Source organism: Oceanobacillus caeni (assembly GCF_042678465.1).
In the GTDB taxonomy this organism is placed as follows: domain Bacteria; phylum Bacillota; class Bacilli; order Bacillales; family Amphibacillaceae; genus Oceanobacillus; species Oceanobacillus caeni.
The window spans coordinates 63912-81776 of sequence record NZ_JBHTKV010000015.1 but is presented as its reverse complement, the minus strand read 5'-3'; the positions used below and the strand labels follow the sequence as shown (position 1 = coordinate 81776).

Annotated in this window: 15 protein-coding genes and 1 tRNA gene; 6 read left to right on the top strand and 10 right to left on the bottom strand. The window is 36.0% G+C overall.

Going from position 1 to position 17865, the window contains the following annotated elements; all coding sequences use genetic code 11:
• Window position 1 precedes the first annotated feature (1 nt).
• Both ACFQ18_RS11830 and ACFQ18_RS11825 read right to left on the bottom strand, forming a co-directional pair.
• Window positions 2-76: transfer RNA gene (locus ACFQ18_RS11830), tRNA-Glu, on the bottom strand.
• Window positions 77-334: 258 nt separating this feature from the next.
• Complete coding sequence (locus ACFQ18_RS11825; protein ID WP_047184328.1) at window positions 335-595, bottom strand: hypothetical protein; 261 nt, start codon at window positions 593-595, stop codon at window positions 335-337.
• Between the two features lie 313 nt (window positions 596-908).
• Here ACFQ18_RS11825 and ACFQ18_RS11820 point away from each other — a divergent pair, with 313 nt between their 5' ends.
• Window positions 909-1955 (top strand): lactonase family protein, encoded by a 1047-nt coding sequence (locus ACFQ18_RS11820; protein ID WP_204798369.1) that lies wholly within the window; start codon window positions 909-911, stop codon window positions 1953-1955.
• Between the two features lie 29 nt (window positions 1956-1984).
• Here the strand turns inward: ACFQ18_RS11820 and ACFQ18_RS11815 are convergent, their stop codons facing one another.
• From ACFQ18_RS11815 to pabB, 4 genes are all read right to left on the bottom strand, one after another.
• Window positions 1985-3211 (bottom strand): MFS transporter, encoded by a 1227-nt coding sequence (locus tag ACFQ18_RS11815; RefSeq protein WP_257457135.1) that lies wholly within the window; start codon window positions 3209-3211, stop codon window positions 1985-1987.
• 13 nt (window positions 3212-3224) lie between these two features.
• On the bottom strand, window positions 3225-3632 hold the full coding sequence (locus ACFQ18_RS11810) for a MarR family winged helix-turn-helix transcriptional regulator (RefSeq protein WP_047184330.1): 408 nt from the start codon (window positions 3630-3632) through the stop codon (window positions 3225-3227).
• A 130-nt stretch (window positions 3633-3762) separates the two neighbouring features.
• On the bottom strand, window positions 3763-3873 hold the full coding sequence (locus ACFQ18_RS11805; RefSeq protein ID WP_083452606.1) for a YjcZ family sporulation protein: 111 nt from the start codon (window positions 3871-3873) through the stop codon (window positions 3763-3765).
• Window positions 3874-4088: 215 nt separating this feature from the next.
• The gene (gene pabB / locus ACFQ18_RS11800) at window positions 4089-5828 is read right to left on the bottom strand and encodes an aminodeoxychorismate synthase component I (RefSeq protein WP_204798367.1); all 1740 of its coding nucleotides are present in this window, start codon (window positions 5826-5828) and stop codon (window positions 4089-4091) included.
• 202 nt (window positions 5829-6030) lie between these two features.
• On the opposite strand from pabB, the gene ACFQ18_RS11795 reads away from it, so the two are divergent.
• The 4 genes from ACFQ18_RS11795 to trpB all read left to right on the top strand — a co-directional run bounded on the left by ACFQ18_RS11795 (window position 6031) and on the right by trpB (window position 10385).
• Window positions 6031-6534, top strand: coding sequence for an Lrp/AsnC family transcriptional regulator (locus tag ACFQ18_RS11795; protein WP_047184332.1), 504 nt, complete (start codon window positions 6031-6033; stop codon window positions 6532-6534).
• A complete protein-coding gene (locus ACFQ18_RS11790; protein WP_060668926.1) occupies window positions 6531-7703 on the top strand; it encodes an aminotransferase in 1173 nt (390 codons plus the stop codon). Before ACFQ18_RS11795 ends, ACFQ18_RS11790 begins: the two co-directional genes overlap by 4 nt.
• Window positions 7704-7887: 184 nt before the next feature.
• The gene (locus ACFQ18_RS11785; protein ID WP_083452605.1) at window positions 7888-9018 is read left to right on the top strand and encodes a CAP domain-containing protein; all 1131 of its coding nucleotides are present in this window, start codon (window positions 7888-7890) and stop codon (window positions 9016-9018) included.
• A 200-nt stretch (window positions 9019-9218) separates the two neighbouring features.
• Entirely contained in the window at window positions 9219-10385 is a 1167-nt protein-coding gene (gene trpB / locus ACFQ18_RS11780) for a tryptophan synthase subunit beta (RefSeq protein WP_047184335.1), read from the top strand.
• A gap of 80 nt (window positions 10386-10465) precedes the next feature.
• On the opposite strand, the gene ACFQ18_RS11775 is transcribed toward trpB, so the two are convergent.
• The gene (locus ACFQ18_RS11775; protein WP_047184393.1) at window positions 10466-11785 is read right to left on the bottom strand and encodes a GntP family permease; all 1320 of its coding nucleotides are present in this window, start codon (window positions 11783-11785) and stop codon (window positions 10466-10468) included.
• A 38-nt stretch (window positions 11786-11823) separates the two neighbouring features.
• Window positions 11824-13023, bottom strand: a complete 1200-nt coding sequence (locus ACFQ18_RS11770; RefSeq protein WP_204798366.1) for an iron-containing alcohol dehydrogenase — start codon at window positions 13021-13023, stop codon at window positions 11824-11826.
• Between the two features lie 471 nt (window positions 13024-13494).
• Between ACFQ18_RS11770 and ACFQ18_RS11765 the strand changes: the two genes are divergently transcribed.
• Window positions 13495-15000 carry a DHA2 family efflux MFS transporter permease subunit gene (locus ACFQ18_RS11765; RefSeq protein ID WP_060668924.1) on the top strand — a complete coding sequence of 502 codons (1506 nt, stop codon included), beginning with the start codon at window positions 13495-13497 and terminating at the stop codon, window positions 14998-15000.
• Window positions 15001-15051: 51 nt separating this feature from the next.
• Here ACFQ18_RS11765 and ACFQ18_RS11760 read toward each other — a convergent pair whose 3' ends face one another.
• Together ACFQ18_RS11760 and ACFQ18_RS11755 are read right to left on the bottom strand one after the other, a co-directional pair.
• Window positions 15052-17001 carry an FtsX-like permease family protein gene (locus ACFQ18_RS11760; protein WP_204798364.1) on the bottom strand — a complete coding sequence of 650 codons (1950 nt, stop codon included), beginning with the start codon at window positions 16999-17001 and terminating at the stop codon, window positions 15052-15054.
• Entirely contained in the window at window positions 16991-17752 is a 762-nt protein-coding gene (locus ACFQ18_RS11755; protein WP_204798362.1) for an ABC transporter ATP-binding protein, read from the bottom strand. The genes ACFQ18_RS11760 and ACFQ18_RS11755 overlap by 11 nt, the downstream gene beginning before the upstream one ends.
• Window positions 17753-17865 lie beyond the last annotated feature (113 nt).

Genomic DNA, 17865 nt, shown 5'->3' with positions numbered 1-17865 from the left:
ATGGTGACCCGTACGGGATTCGAACCCGTGTTACCGCCGTGAAAGGGCGGTGTCTTAACCGCTTGACCAACGGGCCATTTCATATTTCGAATTAATTTGTCAACGCGCTTTAATATATCATATTTCAATGTTTGATGTCAACAAGAAATTTCATTTGACTTTATTCGCGTTTTTTAATCGGTTTTTAACAGCAAAATTTATATTAAAGCAAACTCATATAAATGTCAACATAAAATAATAAATTTTGTTTTTTAATTTTAACAATCGACAAAAACGCCCCCAAAATGACGCTTGTTATAATTATACACAATATTGAAAGAAGAGAAACTATATACTAGGATTCCTCTTCTTCTTTTTCATCCTTATCCAAGTTCACATCTTCTAGATCAAGCCAAGATAACATTTCTCCCACAACTATATTTACTTTTTCATTTACAATATCTTCCCCATATTTTTTCTTCGCCTTTTCAATAAAACTTAAAACCTCATCATTATATTTTATAATCGGCTCATCACTTTCAAGATTATTAAACAAATCCAGTATTTCATCTAATGCTTTATCAAATCGTTTACTTTCTATTTCAGTTGCTTTCATAATAAAGTCACCTCAAGATTATCATGCCCCAAAAAAACTCAATTTCTACCTTTTTCTTTTTAAGAGTTTGTTCAAAAGTCCGGTAAAATGACACTTCGATACTAAGGAGGCGTTGCAACAAATCTTTAGTGGGACGAGTAATCGTAGTCCCAGAACGTTGGCGACCTCAGTCCGTTTCATTCACCTTTTTAAACACGCATTTTGAGAAGTCTTTTCCAAGGCTAGACTCGTAAAAGCAAGGAAGTGACAAGTGCTCATGTTATCGATATACTTAGGTAGACACTGATTTAAGTAGAAAGGGGATTCTCAGAACATGAAATACATCGGATACATTGGCACATATACAAAAAAAAGCAGTGAAGGAATCTATTCATTTGAATTAGATACGGAAGAAAAGAAAATATCGAACGTTAAAATTGCAGCTAAAGTTGACAGCCCTACTTACTTGAAGCTTACTATTGATAATAAATTTCTTTTTTCTGTCGCAAAAGACGGAGATAATGGTGGAGTTGCCTCTTTCAAAGTTAATGATAGAACCGGTGAACTAACAGCAGTTAATAATCAGGTAGAACCCGGTGCGAACCCTTGTCATATCAACACGGATAAAGATTATCAATTTTTATTCAGTGCTAATTATCATAAAGGTACGGTAGATTCTTATAAAATAAATCAAAATACTGGTGAAGTTAGCCAAGCTATATCAACTATTCAACATACTGGTAGTGGACCCGATCCTAGGCAAGAAAAATCGCATATCCATTATGCTGGCATGACTCCGGATGAAAATTACTTAGTTGTCACTGACTTAGGCAGTGATTTACTTCTTACTTACCAAGTTAGTGACAATGGTGAGCTAACTGAGGTAAATCGTTTAGTTGTTCCAGCTGGTAGTGGACCTAGACACCTAGCTTTTCATCCTAAACTTTCTACTATTGCGTATCTTGTAACGGAATTCAGTGGGGAAGTTTTTGTCCTATCATACGATCAAGAAAATGGAAGCTTCTCCATTGTTCAATCGATTAAAACCATTCCAGAAGATTTCAAGGAAAATAATCAAGGTAGTGCGATTCACGTTTCTTCTGACGGAAGATTCGTATACTCTGGAAATCGAGGACATAATAGTATCGCTGTTTTTAAAGTAGATACGGAAACTGGAAAATTATCTTTTATTGAGAATACACCAACAGAAGGTGACTGGCCAAGAGATTTCGTTCTCGATCCTAGTGAAAAGTTCTTAATTGCTTCCAACCAAGAATCAGATAATCTTACTTTATTCTCCCGTGATACCGAAACAGGCAAATTATCGTTATTACAAAAGGACATACATGCTCCTGAACCGGTATGCCTTAAGTTTTTATAAAATTACGTTTGAATACAAACAGCTAGGAACTATTGTCCTAGCTGTTTCTCTACCTCTTCATGAATCATTCTATGTTGTTTCCTTGAGCGGGATGTCTTTTTCCCATGTACGAAATAATATACAAAAATGGAAACAAAAACGATACATGCCATTCCAACATACATTCCTCTATAACCCGTTAAAGGTAAAGTAAACCCTAATAAAAATGGACCAACGCCTACTCCTGTGTCAAAGAATACAAAAAAGGTAGAGGTTGCAAGTCCAATTCTATGTGACGGAGCTCTGTTAACTGCAATAGTTTGAGCACTTGATTGTACGGTACCAAATCCAATTCCAATAACGGCTCCCGCAATAAGTAAAATCAAACCATGTGAAGCTTGACTAAGCAAAATTAGTCCAAAACCAAATATGACAAGGCATGGATAAATAACGGAGTTTTCTCCCTTTAAATCAAATAATTGACCAGTAAACGGTCTAGATATTAATAAAAACGCCGCATACATGACGAAAAAGAAACTTGCTGTATCAACTAAATTTATTTCTGTCGCATAAGACGTCATAAACGATAAAATGCTGGAGTATACAAATCCAAGGATTGCTATAAAAATCGCAATCGGTACAGTTGTCTTTTCAAAGTAATCACTAATTTGAAAGGACTTTTTCGCAGTCTCCTTTGGTACCCGAGCTACTTCTGGTACTCTCAACGTTAAAGCAGCTATCAAGGATACTAGAGCAAAGGTAGTAGTAGTTACAAATATCACTGTATAGTCGAAATGTTGGCTTATAAATAATCCTAAAAAAGGACCAATGGCCATGGCTAAGTTCATACTTGTAGCAAAATAACCCATTCCCTCTCCACGTCTTACCACCGGAATAATTTCCGCTGCGATTGTTCCCGTTGCAGTGGTACATATCCCAAATGAAAAACCATGGATAAATCGAAGGGCTAATAATAAAGGTAAATTGTTAATAGGAAAATACAATAGCATCATAGCTAGAAAAAGTACCGAACCGAGTAATAAAAGTTTTTTCTTACCAACCGTCGCAAGTGCTTTTCCCGCTATTGGTCTCACAAGCACTGCGCCAAGTACGAAAATACTTGAAGCAAGCCCAGCCAAACTTTCTGATGCATGGAAACTTTTTATCGAATAAACCGTTAACGTTACGATTAACATATAAAACGAAATAAATAATAAAAAGTTTGAGGTGGATACCATGATGAAGTCTTTCGTCCATAACTTAGGTTTTCTACTCAAACTTATTCCTCCCTTATTTAATTTTTTCTTTTAGCTTATGGATTGTATGTAAAGTCACCATTAGATCCTCATCTGAAATTTCGTTTACTAGATTTTCTTCAAAGGTGTCTATAATCCGCTTTGCATCGTCATAAACTTGCATCCCTTTTTCCGTTAAATGGATTTTTCTCTCCCGTTTATCTGTACTAGGAATTTTTTTAATTAAGCCTATTTCTTCTAAACGATTCACGGTACGAGTTATAGTTGGTTTTTCTACATCATAATAATTACTTATTTCAACAAGAGTAGCTGTATTAAAATGCTTCAAATAGAAAACTATCAACCATTGCGAATGATATAAACCAACTTTTGCTAGTTGTTCATTTATCTTTTTCGTAAATGCCCGGGTAAACTGTAACTGATGATGAAAAAAAGAATCCACATTAAACCTCCACTTGAACAATTAGTTACCTAGGTAACTATATACATTTTTTCTTTTCTTGTCTAGTACAAAAGAAAATAAGGCACCAAATGAAACGGTGCCCTACGAATTTTCCAACACTTTTTAAAGATTAGTATCCATAACCTACATAAGAGGTTCCAATAATAATTAACAGTATGAATAGAACTACAATTAAGGCAAAACCTCCACCATAGCCAAAGCCTTTTTCGGGTGCACTCATAAATTAACACCTCCTCATTCACGTACATAATTACTATATGTTAAGGCGTACGAATTGTTATAGATAAATGCCTACATTTGATACTTAACTCCTAAAGATTATGGGAAAAGAGCCGTGATTTTCCCGAAAGTTTTTGTCTACACCCTTGTCTTTCTAGCAATAAAAAATTAAGTATACACATATTGGTTCTATATGGTTCATATTAGAAGACTTAGTTAAGTAGTAGAAAAGTCAACGGGAAGCCATTTACGTACACTATTGATTAACCAAATACCCTCTTGCCTATCTAAGTCTTCTACATATAATACTTTCTCCCTTATTTTTCCTGTTGTAATCAGGAATTGACGATAAGTTCCTGCAAGTAGCCCGCATTTTATTGGTGGCGTCCATAGCTTTCCATCAATCTTTAACACAACATTACCAATCGTAAATTCCGTTAATTCTCTGTTCTTATTCCATAAAAGCAAATCATATATTCCCTCTTTTTTTTCAAAGCATTGATACATGGTACGATTCGTCGTTTTATGGTAATAAAATGGATTTTCCAAATCGATTGGCTCGTTTGCAAGCATTACTTTTACTGGAACATCTGGGGCAGTAATGGACTTGGCTTCTAACTCGATTTTTTCTTTTTTTGAAAAAAGCAAACGGACTTTATACGGACCATTTTCATAACTTTTAGCAAAAGAAAGTAAAGCTGTTTTAACCTTCTCTTTATTCATTGGTATTCCAAAGTAATTAGCGCTATTGCTAAGACGATGGATATGCTCTTCCAACAGAAAATACTCCCCATCTTCTAATAGTAAGCTCTCTAACAATCGAAAATCAGGTCTCTCTTCCTCCAACAATCTAGCTTTGTCAAGCATTTCGTGATACTCCCCTTTAGTTGTAGAATCCCAAGTGATTCCACCTCCTACTCCATAAGTGGCAACCCCTGTTTTTCCTTCAATAACAACCGTACGAATCGGCACGTTAAAAATTGCTTCCTTTTTCGGTGTAATAAAACCAATTGCACCACAATACACTTCCCGAGGAGTTGTTTCCAATTCTGAAATAATTTCCATCGTACTTATCTTTGGGGCACCGGTAATGGATCCACAAGGGAAAATCGCCCGAAAAACATCTACTAAATCAGTTTGTTTCTTTACCTTTGCTTGTACAGTTGATGTCATTTGGTGAACGGTTGGATATTGCTCGATTTCAAATAATTTCGGTACATGAACGGATGTTGGTTGTGCAATAACACTTAAATCATTTCGTAATAAGTCCACAATCATGATGTTTTCAGCACGATTTTTCTCCGATTTGTACAACCATTTTGCATTTTCCTTATCTTCCTCTACTGTTTTTCCCCTATTAATCGTTCCCTTCATTGGACGGGTTGTAATGGTTTCGTCCTTCATATGAAAGAAAAGTTCCGGTGAAGCTGATAAAATCTGATAATCTCCTATATTAAGGTAGGCAGAATAGTTGGATGTTTGCGCTCTTTTTAGTTTTTCAAAAAAAGCTACATCATCACCTTGAAATTTAGAATACAAACGAGTGGTATAATTCGTTTGGTAGGTAACTCCATTTTTTATAGCCTTTTTAATCGTTTTAATAGATTTACTATATTCATCTTTAGTTGTAGAAATATTCCATGCCCCCACCTGATAGCAACCATCACTTTCTACAGATTTTTCACTAACTTCCTTAAAAATTCCAAACCATAATAAAGGCATTTTGTTATTGGGATTTACTTTAAATTTTTCATTAAAAGCAGGTGCACTCTCATAAGCCAAATATCCTGCAGCATAATACCCTTCTTCAACCGCATCCTGTACCATTCTTAAACACGGGATCACTTCTTCCACTGCATTAATCGAAATAACTCGAACTGGATTCGTAAACGTATGTGGACAAATCTCCCCTGTTGATGAAGCAAATTCAAATGATAATATAATTTCTTTATTCATTAGTTTTTTCCTTTTCCATTTAATTTTTTCTTTTTATTATAATATTACTAAATGACACATGTCACTTCAGTAAAAACTTCGACAAAAACCTTTAACTTTCACCAAAAACCAACATTAGTTTGACTTTATTTGTTGATAAATTCTGTAAAGTGATATAAATTTAATACAGTTTATCGTTTAGAAAATGGATGGAGGAAAAGCAATGAAATTATCTAATGATGAATTGAATATATTAGCAATTCTAGAAGAAAATCATAGAATCTCCACAGAAACTATTGCAATGCAATTAAATATGACGGAAGAAAACGTTCATAGGACGATTAAAAAATTAGAAGAAGATAAAATAATTGTTAGTTATCCAACCCTTATTGATTGGAATCAAATTGAAGGTAAAGAAACTGTCGTAGCAATGATAGACGTTAAGGTTACACCACAACATGGCGTAGGATTTGATGAAATCGCCGAGCGAATTTATCGTTATCCAGAAGTTAATTCCGTCTATTTAATGTCAGGTACTTATGACTTATCAGTTACATTAGAAGGAAAAACATTGCAAGAGGTTTCGAAATTTGTTTCGAATAAATTATCAACAATTGATAATGTTATCTCCACAACCACACATTTTATATTAAAAAAATACAAACATGATGGTGTCATCATCGAAGGGAACGACGATGATGATAAAAGAATGGTGGTTACCCCATGAGCATGGATTATGAACAATACTTATCAAAAACAGCAATAGACCTAAAACCATCTGGGATAAGAAGGTTTTTTGATTTGGCAGCAAGTATGGAGGGTGTCATCTCACTTGGGGTTGGAGAACCTGATTTTATTACTCCATGGAACATTCGTGATGAGGCTATCAATGCCCTACAGGACGGATATACATCCTATACAGCAAATGCTGGGCTAATCGAATTACGCCAAGAAATATCAAATTACGTACAAAGAAGATTTGATGTTCACTATGATCCTGAGAATCAAATCATTGTCACTGTCGGAGCAAGCCAGTCTCTTGATTTAGCCTTTCGCGCCATTGTAAACCCAGGTGATGAAGTGTTAATTGTGGAGCCTGCTTTTGTATCTTACGCTTCACTAGTATTATTGGCTGGAGGGGTTCCGGTTCCAATCTCCACCTACTCCGATAATGGATTTAAGGTAACACCGGAGCAAATTGAAGCAGCGATAACAGATAAAACGAAAGCTGTTTTAATTTGTACACCAAATAATCCAACCGGTACTTGTTTAAATAAAGAGGAGTTAACACAAATCGCTAACGTCATTCAAAAGCATGACCTCATTTGTCTCACAGATGAAATTTATGCAGAACTTACATATGATGATGGATTTACGAGTATGGCTTCCATCCCAGGAATGTATGAGCGAACGATTTTAATTAACGGTTTCTCCAAAGGGTTTGCAATGACGGGATGGAGGCTGGGTTTTGTAGCAGCCCCTAAAGAAATGGTAGACCTAATGGTAAAAATTTATCAGTATACAACCATGTGTGCGCCACATATGTTACAGAGAGCTGCCATAGAGGCTTTACAAAATAGTACAGATCAAGTTGAACATATGAGAGAAAGTTACTGGCGAAGAAGGAATTATATCGTTCAAGCCTTAAATAATATTGGGCTCAGCTGCCATATACCAGGTGGCGCATTTTATGTTTTCCCATCGATTAAGCAAACTGGACTCTCTTCGGAAGAATTTGCAAGCGAACTCCTCCAACAAGAAAAAGTGGCAGTCGTTCCGGGCAATGCTTTTGGTGAATCCGGAGAAGGATATATTCGTTGTTCCTATGCTACATCTATCGAACAATTGCAAGAAGCAATGAAGCGTATGGGAAGATTTATCGATTCATTGAAATAAAATAAGAAATCCCTGCTAAAAAATTAGTTAGGGATTTCTTATTTTTTACTAACCAAATGTGCTCTCCACTTTTCCCTTCCAAATTTAGCACTTTATACCACCTATTCTAGGCTTCTTCACATTTGTTCATAATGTTGATACTTGATATGATAAAAAAACATAAATGAAGACTGGATGTGGGGACATGTTACGCTTAAGAAATTGGATAGTTTTATTGCTTGTCGCCGGAGCTTTATGGCACTTTTATGGGGAGACATATGAGCATTCTGGTTTTCAAGGTGTTTTTCATGAGATAAAAGAAGATGTAAATGAGTTTATAGAAAATCCAATCGTCACTTCGACAGTAAATACAATAAAACAAGAGTTTCAAATATTATTGTCAAGGCTAAACGGGACTCAGGAAAATCATGATATAAAAACCGAACCGACTATAGAAAAACCAAAACTAAACGAACCGACCAATCAAAGCTTTTCCATCCATAATATTGAAATTGGTGATAAACGATCAGATGTAGAGCAACAAGTCGGAACCCCCAAACGTTCAAGTCTGAACGAATATGGAGTAGAATGGAATACTTATCATGAAAATTACCAAAACTTTTTTATGGTAGCATATGATAAGGAAGACAAAGTCGCTGGTCTATATACGAACCAGGATTTATTAAGTTCTACACTTGGCATTGATTTAAATAGTTCACGAGAGACTGTTTTATCAACTTTAGACGAACCATTATCAGCTATTCGCAAAGGACTAGTCCGTTATCAAATACAAAATGATGATGAAAATGATACATTTTTCATTGATCATAACTATGTGACGATTTTTTATGATAAACATGAAAATAATACGGTTACCGCCATTCAAATTATTAGCGACAAGCTAGAACAACAGAAAAAGGAATACTTCGGAGAACCGACCCCTGATTTAAAAGCAGGACTAGAATATCAACTTTTTGATTTAACCAATGCAGCCCGGGTCGTTCATGGTTTGCCAGTATTAAATTGGGAGGAACCACTTAGAAAAACTGCTCGTGATCACAGTACAGACATGGCTGAACATAATTACTTTAGTCATACGAACTTGCAAGGACAATCACCATTTGACCGGATGCAGGAAGATGATATTGTATTCCGAATAGCCGGGGAAAATCTTGCAACCGGGCAACCTAGTAGCATTTTTGCTCATGAAGGGTTAATGAACTCCTTGGGCCACCGAGAAAATATATTGAAAAAGGAATTTGAGTCTTTAGCCGTTGGTGTCGATTTTAACCAGAATTCGCAACCATTTTATACGGAGAACTTTTTAACGAAATAACAATCATTCGGACGCAGGAAACCAGCGTCCTTTTTTTATCCCACCTAAAACGGGTAGTAAATGCGACTAACCATCAGTGGAGGATGATTGAAAACCCCACTAATGGAAGTCTTCTTTATAATTTTCTTAAAATTATCTAACATTTCATATATAATAAGAGAATGAAACATAGTATTACTAGAATAGGAGCTGAGCAGAGAATGAGTGAAGAAGTTGTATCTGAGAAAGGTTATTTTGGTGAATTTGGTGGCAGTTTTATTCCCGAGGATTTAAAGGTGATTTTGGATAATATTGGAGACCAGTTCGATAAATATAAAGATGATCCTAAATTTCTAGAGGAATATCGTTACTATTTAAAAGAATATGTTGGGCGTGAAAATCCGCTAACATTTGCTAAAAACCTTACAGAAAAAATAGGTGGGGCCAAAATCTATTTAAAACGTGAGGATTTGAATCATACAGGTGCACATAAAATTAACAACGCCTTAGGTCAAATACTTCTAGCAAAACGTATGGGTGCCAAACGCATTATTGCGGAAACTGGTGCAGGTCAGCATGGAGTTGCCACCGCAACTGCAGCGGCAATGGTTGGTTTACCTTGCACCGTGTACATGGGAAAAGTCGATACAGAAAGACAAGCCTTAAATGTATTCCGTATGCAACTTTTAGGTGCTGAAGTAGTTGCCGTGGAAGATGGCCGTGGTCGGCTAAAAGAAGCGGTAGATGCAGCGTTTGAAGACCTAGTAAAAAATCATCAAGATACGTTTTATCTAATCGGTTCTGCTGTTGGGCCATATCCATACCCAGAAATGGTGAAATACTTCCAATCTATCATCAGTGAAGAATCCAAAAGACAAATTTTAGAAAAGGAAAATAAACTACCAACAGCCATCGTTGCTTGTGTAGGTGGTGGAAGTAATGCGATTGGTTCCTTTGCTAGTTACTTAGATGATAAAGACGTTCGGTTAATTGGTGTAGAACCTTCCGAAGCTCCATCTATTTCAGAAGGTATTCCGGCAGTATTCCATGGATTTAAGTCTTATACATTATTCGATGAGAATAACGAATTAAAGCCAACCAATTCGATTGCAGCAGGTCTTGACTATCAAGGTGTTGGACCAGAACATGGTTACCTATATGCTTCCGGTCGTGGAGAATATGTTCAAGCTTCTGGCGGGGAAGCACTTGAGGCATTCCAAGAGTTATCTAGGGTGGAAGGAATTATTCCGGCATTAGAAAGTTCGCACGCTGTTGCACATGCTATGAAACTAGCAAAAGAACTAAACAAAGAAGATGTCATTATTGTTAACCTTTCCGGTAGAGGCGATAAAGACGTAGATCAGGTTTATACTATGTTGAATAAATAAGTTTAACAAGAGCAGATTTCCTGCTCTTATTTTTATTATTAAAATACTTCCACAACCTATTGGAAGGGTAATGTTTCTAATTAAAAAATACTATACAAAATAACTGCTAATGCAAGTACTGCTGTTGGTAAGATAACACTTAGCATTAATATAGGTTTGTATGCTCTCTTATGGGTTTCACCACAGATAGCACGAACGGTCGTTACAATATAACCATTATGCGGTAAAGAATCCAAACCACCTGAAGCTAATGCTGAAACACGGTGCATTGCTCCTGGATCTACTCCTTGCGCTAAATAAATGGGTGCAAGAATTGGTAGTGCAATTCCAAGTCCACCTGATGCAGACCCTGTAATACCACAAATAACGGTTACTCCAATTGCCAACCCTATTAAAGGGGGTCCTGGTATATTTACAAGACCATTAATTAGTGAATCGAAAGCGGAAACCTGTGCCGCTACACTTCCAAAACCAACTACTGCACACGTATTAGCTAATGCTACAAGTGCATTTTGCGCACCAGTTGCAAGTGCATCCCAAAACTCCTTAAGAAATCTCAACATGCTTAAACATGCAACAGCAATCCCAATAGTCAAAGCAATTAAGAGTGCTACAGTAGGGGTCAAAAACTGACCAAGAATATTAAGTATCACGATAACTAATACAAGAGGAAGAATAGCTAAAAGGGTATTGGGAAGATCACCTTTACTTTGTTCTGGCTGTTCTTCTGCAACTAAACTAGCTGCCGTTTCCTCATTTCCTTGCTTCGGTAAGGAGAAAACTTCACCATTAGCAGAAGCTTTTCTTACCATTGAACCTAACCATAATCCACCAACAATCATAATCAATAATGCACTTAAAACTCCAATCCAACCACCTGCAGTTGGAGTTGTCCCAAAGAACTCTGTTGGAATAATGTTTTGAATTTCTGGTGAACCAGGTGAAGTCATGGTAAAAGAAATAGATCCGAATACTAATGCTGCCGGGATGAATCGGTGTGGTAAATTAGCAGAACGGAATAAGGAAACTGCGATTGGATAAACAGCAAAACCAACTACGAATAAACTTACACCACCATAAGTCATAATTGCTGCAGCTGCCACTACCGCAAATACAGCACGTTTAGCCCCAAACTTATTTTTAATCCAATTTGCAATACTATCTGCAGACTTTGTTTCTTGCATCACTTTTCCAAAGATAGCCCCTAGCAAGAATACCAAGAACCATGAAGCAAAATACCCCGTAAACCCTGTCATATAATTGTCCATTAATGCTGTATCTAACCGTAGTCCCCCAGTAATAGCAACAACAACGGAACTAAGTAGGGCCGCGATAATAATATTAACGCCCTTCATCGTAAGGTAAATTAATAAAATAAGTGACCCTAACAGACCAATCATCCCAAGAAATGCCACTATTTTCTCCCCCCTTTTTTAGTTTAAGAATAAATTGATTTCTCAGATGAAAAATCATAGCTATAGCAAACCCGATATAATTCCTCTATCTCTTTCTTAGAAGGAACTCTTGGATTATTTTGTGGGCTTCCGCTATTTAAGGCATCATCAGCCATTTTGCTAATTGCTTGCTCAAATTTGTTTTCATCAATCCCAAACCCTTTTAAGTTAGGTATATTTAAATCTAAACAAAGTTTTTTCACGGAAGATACAGCCATTTCTGCGGCTTCTTCATTTGATAGACTGTTAGCGTCCTTGTTAAATAATCTTCCAAGGTCTGCTAATCTCTCGATGCATGCCTCTTTACTAAATTCAAGGACGGCAGGTAGTAACATAGCATTGGAGAATCCATGCGGAACATGAAATAATGCACCGATTGGTCTAGACATTCCATGCACTAAACATACAGAAGCATTCGTAAATGCCATTCCAGCTTGTAAAGCCCCCACTGCCATTTCTTCTCTTGCATCCATATTATTACCATCTTCATATGCTGGTTTTAAATTCCCAACTATCTTCTCCATCGCTGATAGAGCTAGCATATCTGTCATCGGTTGCTTCTTTCTTGAAATATAGGCTTCTATTGCATGACTTAGTGCATCCACACCAGTAGCAGCTGTCACTGATTTTGGTGAAGATACTGTCAATAACGGATCAACAATAGCAACATCAGGCATAAATGAAGGTTGTTTTATCATCATTTTGACATCATTACTTGTATTATTAATAACCGTAGCATCTGTAGCCTCAGAACCTGTGCCTGCTGTTGTTGGGATTGCAATATGGGGAATAGGTTTTTTCTCTGCTATTTTTTTGCCTCCCATATATTCTCCAATATAACCACCATTTGTTGCGACGACAGCGATTGCTTTAGCAGTGTCTATACAGCTTCCCCCACCAAGAGAAATAACAACATTACATTGTTCTTTTTGGAAAATCTCAAGCGCCTCTACAACATATTGATCTGTAGGCTCAGACTTAACCCCTAAATAGACAGTACTTTCTATATTTTCCTTTTGTAATACATCACGACACTCACTTACGTAACCAAGGTCATTCATGATTTGATCACTAATGATAAGAGCTTTACTTCCTCGACTTTCCGTTTCCTTTCCTACTTCTCTAAACGCCCCTCTACCATAATGAATGGTTTGTGGGGTACTAAATGTAGCAAACCTTTCCAACTCTATCTACCCCTTCCTAATTACCTTCGATTCCACATACGAAAGTCGCGCCAACTTTCATACACACGTAATGTAAGCGTTTTATTAAATACATAAGTATAGATTAGCACAAATTTTCTGATTATCCAACCAAAAAGTGTGACAGTATCAAATACTCGAAGCCCCATTAGAAAAACAAATAATTCACTGACCACTTCCAAGTCTTCCAATTAGACTAGCAGTATACTATCTGTAATTCTTTAATTTTTATCCCACCTCAAGCTTCTTGTAAAACAAAAAGGTAAGTGGGAGATCAACTGCCAATTAAGGTCCGATAAATGCAATAACCATTAGTTAGGAGATGAAGGAAAACCCCCACTGATGGAAGTCTTCTTTATAGTTAAATTTTCATATTGCAATGTAAGCTATTTCAGTGCTATGATTTTATTTATGATATGTAAATGAACTACTAGTCTAGATTGGAGGATAAAAATGAACCAAGAGTTTAATCATGAAGTACGTCCACCATATGGAATTATTGCAATATTAATGATCGGTGCTTTTATTTCTTTCTTAAACAATACATTATTAAATGTAGCCCTTCCTTCTATAATGGCAAATCTACAGGTTGATACAGCAACCGTCCAATGGTTAACTACGGGGTATATGCTAGTGAATGGTATTCTTATCCCAACAACAGCTTTTCTCATTCAGAAATTTTCTGTTCGTCGTTTATTTTTAATCGCAATGGGATTATTTTCGATAGGAACTATTATTGCAGGAACAGCAACGATATTTCCAGTTTTATTAGGGGCGAGAATGGTTCAAGCATCAGGTTCTGCGATTATGATGCCACTTCTTATGAACGTAATGCTTGTAAGCTTTCCGGTTGCCAAACGTGGTACAGCAATGGGAGTATTTGGTCTCATTCTAATGTTTGCACCAGCAATCGGACCAACTTTATCTGGCTGGATATTAGAACATTATGAATGGAGAATGCTTTTCCATTTCATTACTCCAATTGCTATTGTCGTATGGATTCTTGGATTTATTTTATTAAAAGATAAAAAGGAAAAAGTCGATATCCATCTTGATGCTATATCTGTTTTATTATCAAGTATAGGCTTCGGAGGCCTACTTTACGGGTTTAGCTCTGCTGGAAGTAATGGTTGGAATAGTCCATCCGTCTATATGACCATTATCATTGGTGTTCTTTCCCTAATCACTTTTATTGTAAGACAATCGAAGTTAAACGACCCTATGCTTAATTTCAATGTTTATCGATATCCTATGTTTTCATTAGCATCTGTTATTACTATGGTCGTAAATATGGCGCTTTTCTCTGGATTTATGTTACTTCCTATTTATGCTCAAACCATTTTAGGAATTTCTCCAATGAAAGCAGGTCTAATGCTACTTCCAGGGGCGATTGTCAATGCCTTTATGTCCCCTATAACTGGTCGTTTATTTGATAAATATGGTGGTCGCATACTTGCAGTTATTGGACTGATTATTGTAACAGGGACTACTTTCCAATTAAGTCATTTATCATTTGAAACAACCTACTATTATTTAATGTTTATCCATGCTGTTCGCATGTTTGGTTTATCCATGGTCATGATGCCAATCACAACGAATGGATTAAATCAATTACCTAAACAGCTTTATCCACATGGAACTGCAATGAACAATACGTTAAACCAAGTTTCCGGTGCGATTGGAACAGCTTTTATTATCACAATCATGTCAACTCGCGAAGCAATGTACGAAAAACAATTAACGGCACAAGTTATCGGTCAACCAACGGCGGAAGCAAAACAACATATAACTTTAGAAGCAATGCTTGGTGGAATTAATGATGCCTTTTTAATCTCCACATTTTTCATCATTCTTGCGTTAGCATTAGCCTTATTTATAAAAAGAGCAACCCCAATGGGGGATAAACCGAAAAAATCTAAAAACCTATCAAAAGTACCAGGAAATTCTCGTGCTTTGTAGTGTGATAAATAAAAAACGTCCCATCTCATACGAGTTGGGGCGTTTTCTATTTTACAAAGAATCCTTAATTACCTTCTTATAATACAGTACCGATAAAAGTCCAAATATAGAATAAAGCAATGTATACAATACCATCACAATAATCATCGGTGTCCAAAGTTCCGTTCCGAAGAAAAACCAACCAGATTTCACTGCAAAATAACTGTGACATAAACCTACTACTAATGGAATTCCAAAGTTAAACAGTTGCTTCACTCTAATCCCATTTAACAAATCCTTATTGGTAAAGCCTAGTTTCCGTAAAATCGTATACGTTCCTTTTTCTTCTTCACTTTCATCCATTTGTTTAAAATAGAGAATACATCCTGAAGTGATCAAGAAGGTGAGACCAAAAAATCCAACAAGGAACATGGCTAGCCCCATCGTTATTTTGCTGGTAGAACTTACATAAAGCCGTGAACTATATCCGAAGTTCTCTTGGAAACCTAATTCTTGAAAAATTTTGTCCGCTTCCTCTATTTCCCCTTTATCCTTCACATCGACTCCTACATAAACAGGTGAGTCCTGTTGAATCGATTCATCCATATCTTCTTCTAATTGCTGATAAACATCCTGGTCAACAACCGCTACCGGAAACCCACCTAACGTTAGAAGTGACGGTAAAACGTTCTTATCCTCAATTCCTTTATAATCTAAATGAAACGTTTGACCTTTTCCTTCTAATGAAATCTGACCAACATCCTTCAATGACATAAATTGCTGCATCGTGTCTAGAAAATTCACAAAAACACTTTCATTGCGCGGTACATCAATCCCCTCTACTGCTTCATCACTAATCACAGACATTATTGTATCTTCGGGTTTAAAATACATATTTTCTTCATCATACGTCTCCATAATCCTAGATAAATCAGCATGTACTTGATGAAAGTCGACTTTTTTCTCTGTATATTCAATTTTTGCTGCTTCCAATTCATCCATGAAGCGAGCCGCATCTGCTTCATTTGGAATCGAAAAATGATTTGGAAGCGATTCTTCAGCCGTCTTTTCTGTTGAATAATAAGATATATAAGTTAAAGACAACAAACCAATGGCTAATGCGGATACGGTTGTAATAATCGTTAACAAGATGGAATTCGACTTCATACGAAACATGATGGATGACAGGGAAAGCACTTTATTTATCGAAAGGTAGCCATTGTCCTTTTTACGAATCATATTAAAGATAAAACTAACAGAACCTTTATAAAACAAATATGTTCCCACAATGACAGAACCTAGAATGGTAAGCATTGCAAAATATAATGCATTCAATTCTGTAAAGTCTCCACTAAACAATCTAGTGGATAAGTAATATCCAAAGGCAATTAATCCTATCCCCAAAACTCCTATCAACATCCCAATAACGGAAACTCGATTTACTTTACCTTCTGTTTTGGATGTTACCTGAAACAAATGAAGAATTCGTTGCCTCTTAATAAACAAGGCATTCATTGCCATAATCACTACATAGATACATACAAATACAACTGCAGTTTGGATAAGTGCTTCAACAGAAAAACGTAAAGTTGCTACTTCATTAATACCCATAATCTTAATTAAAATCATCATAAGCAATTTAGATACGGAAAATCCAACAAAAATCCCAATCAACATGGAACCAAAATACAACATCATATTTTCAACGCTGAGAATTTGAAAGATTTTCCCCTTTGTTAAACCAACTAGTTGGAGTAAACCAATTTCTTTACTTCTGCGTTTAATAAATAAGTTATTCGCATAAATCAAAAACACAATAATAATGGCTATTAACATAACTGCCCCGGCACGTAATGCTGCAGCACCCTTAATGGATCCTTCTACCTCATCCATAGAAGGATCATATTGTAGGGTGACAAAAGCAAAATATAAAGCAACACTAAAGACTAATGCAAAAACATAAAGATAATAATTCGATAGATTCTTTTTCAAATTACGAAAAATAAGTTGTTTAAAGCTCATGTTGCACCCCACCTAAAACACCTTGCGTTTTAATAATGTCATTAAAAAATGTTTGTCTGCTTTCATCACCTTTATTTAACTGAGTAAAGATTTGACCATCTTTTATAAAGATAACCCTACTACAATAGCTTGCCGCTAACGGGTCATGTGTTACCATTACAATCGTTGCTTTTCTTTTTTCATTTAGATCCCCTAGTTTATTTAATAAATCCGAAGCAGATTTCGAATCTAATGCTCCTGTAGGTTCGTCTGCAAAGATAATGCTTGGATCATGGATAAATGCACGGGCTGCAGATGTACGCTGTTTCTGACCACCAGATATTTCCCCAGGATATTTATCTTTCACTTCTAAGATACCTAATTCCTTTGCTACTGCGGCAAATTTATTTTGGGCTTCTTTTTTTGTTACTTTTTTGATAGTAAGTGGCAGTAGGATATTTTCCTTAACGCTCAATGTATCTAATAAGTTATACTCCTGAAAAATAAAACCTAAATGATTTTTTCGAAACTCTGCCAACTGTTTTTCTTTCATCTTGGTAAATTCTTGACCCTCAATTTTAATGGACCCATTAGTAACTTTATCAATAGAAGATAATACATTTAATAACGTTGTTTTCCCAGAGCCAGAAGGACCCATGATACCGACAAATTCACCTTTTTCTACTTCAATATCAATCCCTCTTAATACTTCTTGTTTATTCCATTTATTGCCGTATCTTTTATGAATTTTTCGTGCTTCTAAAATGCTCATATCCGTTCAACCCCTTTTTCTATTAAATTTCATTTAGAACTTAAAATCTTTCTTCTAGTTTCCTACAGTATAAAAAATATCGTTCTATTTTTCCTTCGAATTTCCTAACAAAA

Bases quoted from the DNA above. Each gene is read 5' to 3' on its own strand.
- pabB (WP_204798367.1), bottom strand. From the start codon at position 5,828: ATGAATAAAGAAATTATATTATCATTTGAATTTGCTTCATCAACAGGG.
- ACFQ18_RS11795 (WP_047184332.1), top strand. From the start codon at position 6,031: ATGAAATTATCTAATGATGAATTGAATATATTAGCAATTCTAGAAGAA.
- ACFQ18_RS11790 (WP_060668926.1), top strand. From the start codon at position 6,531: ATGAGCATGGATTATGAACAATACTTATCAAAAACAGCAATAGACCTA.
- ACFQ18_RS11825 (WP_047184328.1), bottom strand. From the start codon at position 595: ATGAAAGCAACTGAAATAGAAAGTAAACGATTTGATAAAGCATTAGAT.
- ACFQ18_RS11805 (WP_083452606.1), bottom strand. From the start codon at position 3,873: ATGAGTGCACCCGAAAAAGGCTTTGGCTATGGTGGAGGTTTTGCCTTA.
- trpB (WP_047184335.1), top strand. From the start codon at position 9,219: ATGAGTGAAGAAGTTGTATCTGAGAAAGGTTATTTTGGTGAATTTGGT.
- ACFQ18_RS11755 (WP_204798362.1), bottom strand. From the start codon at position 17,752: ATGAGCATTTTAGAAGCACGAAAAATTCATAAAAGATACGGCAATAAA.
- ACFQ18_RS11785 (WP_083452605.1), top strand. From the start codon at position 7,888: ATGTTACGCTTAAGAAATTGGATAGTTTTATTGCTTGTCGCCGGAGCT.
- ACFQ18_RS11765 (WP_060668924.1), top strand. From the start codon at position 13,495: ATGAACCAAGAGTTTAATCATGAAGTACGTCCACCATATGGAATTATT.
- ACFQ18_RS11775 (WP_047184393.1), bottom strand. From the start codon at position 11,785: ATGATTGGTCTGTTAGGGTCACTTATTTTATTAATTTACCTTACGATG.
- ACFQ18_RS11760 (WP_204798364.1), bottom strand. From the start codon at position 17,001: ATGAGCTTTAAACAACTTATTTTTCGTAATTTGAAAAAGAATCTATCG.
- ACFQ18_RS11820 (WP_204798369.1), top strand. From the start codon at position 909: ATGAAATACATCGGATACATTGGCACATATACAAAAAAAAGCAGTGAA.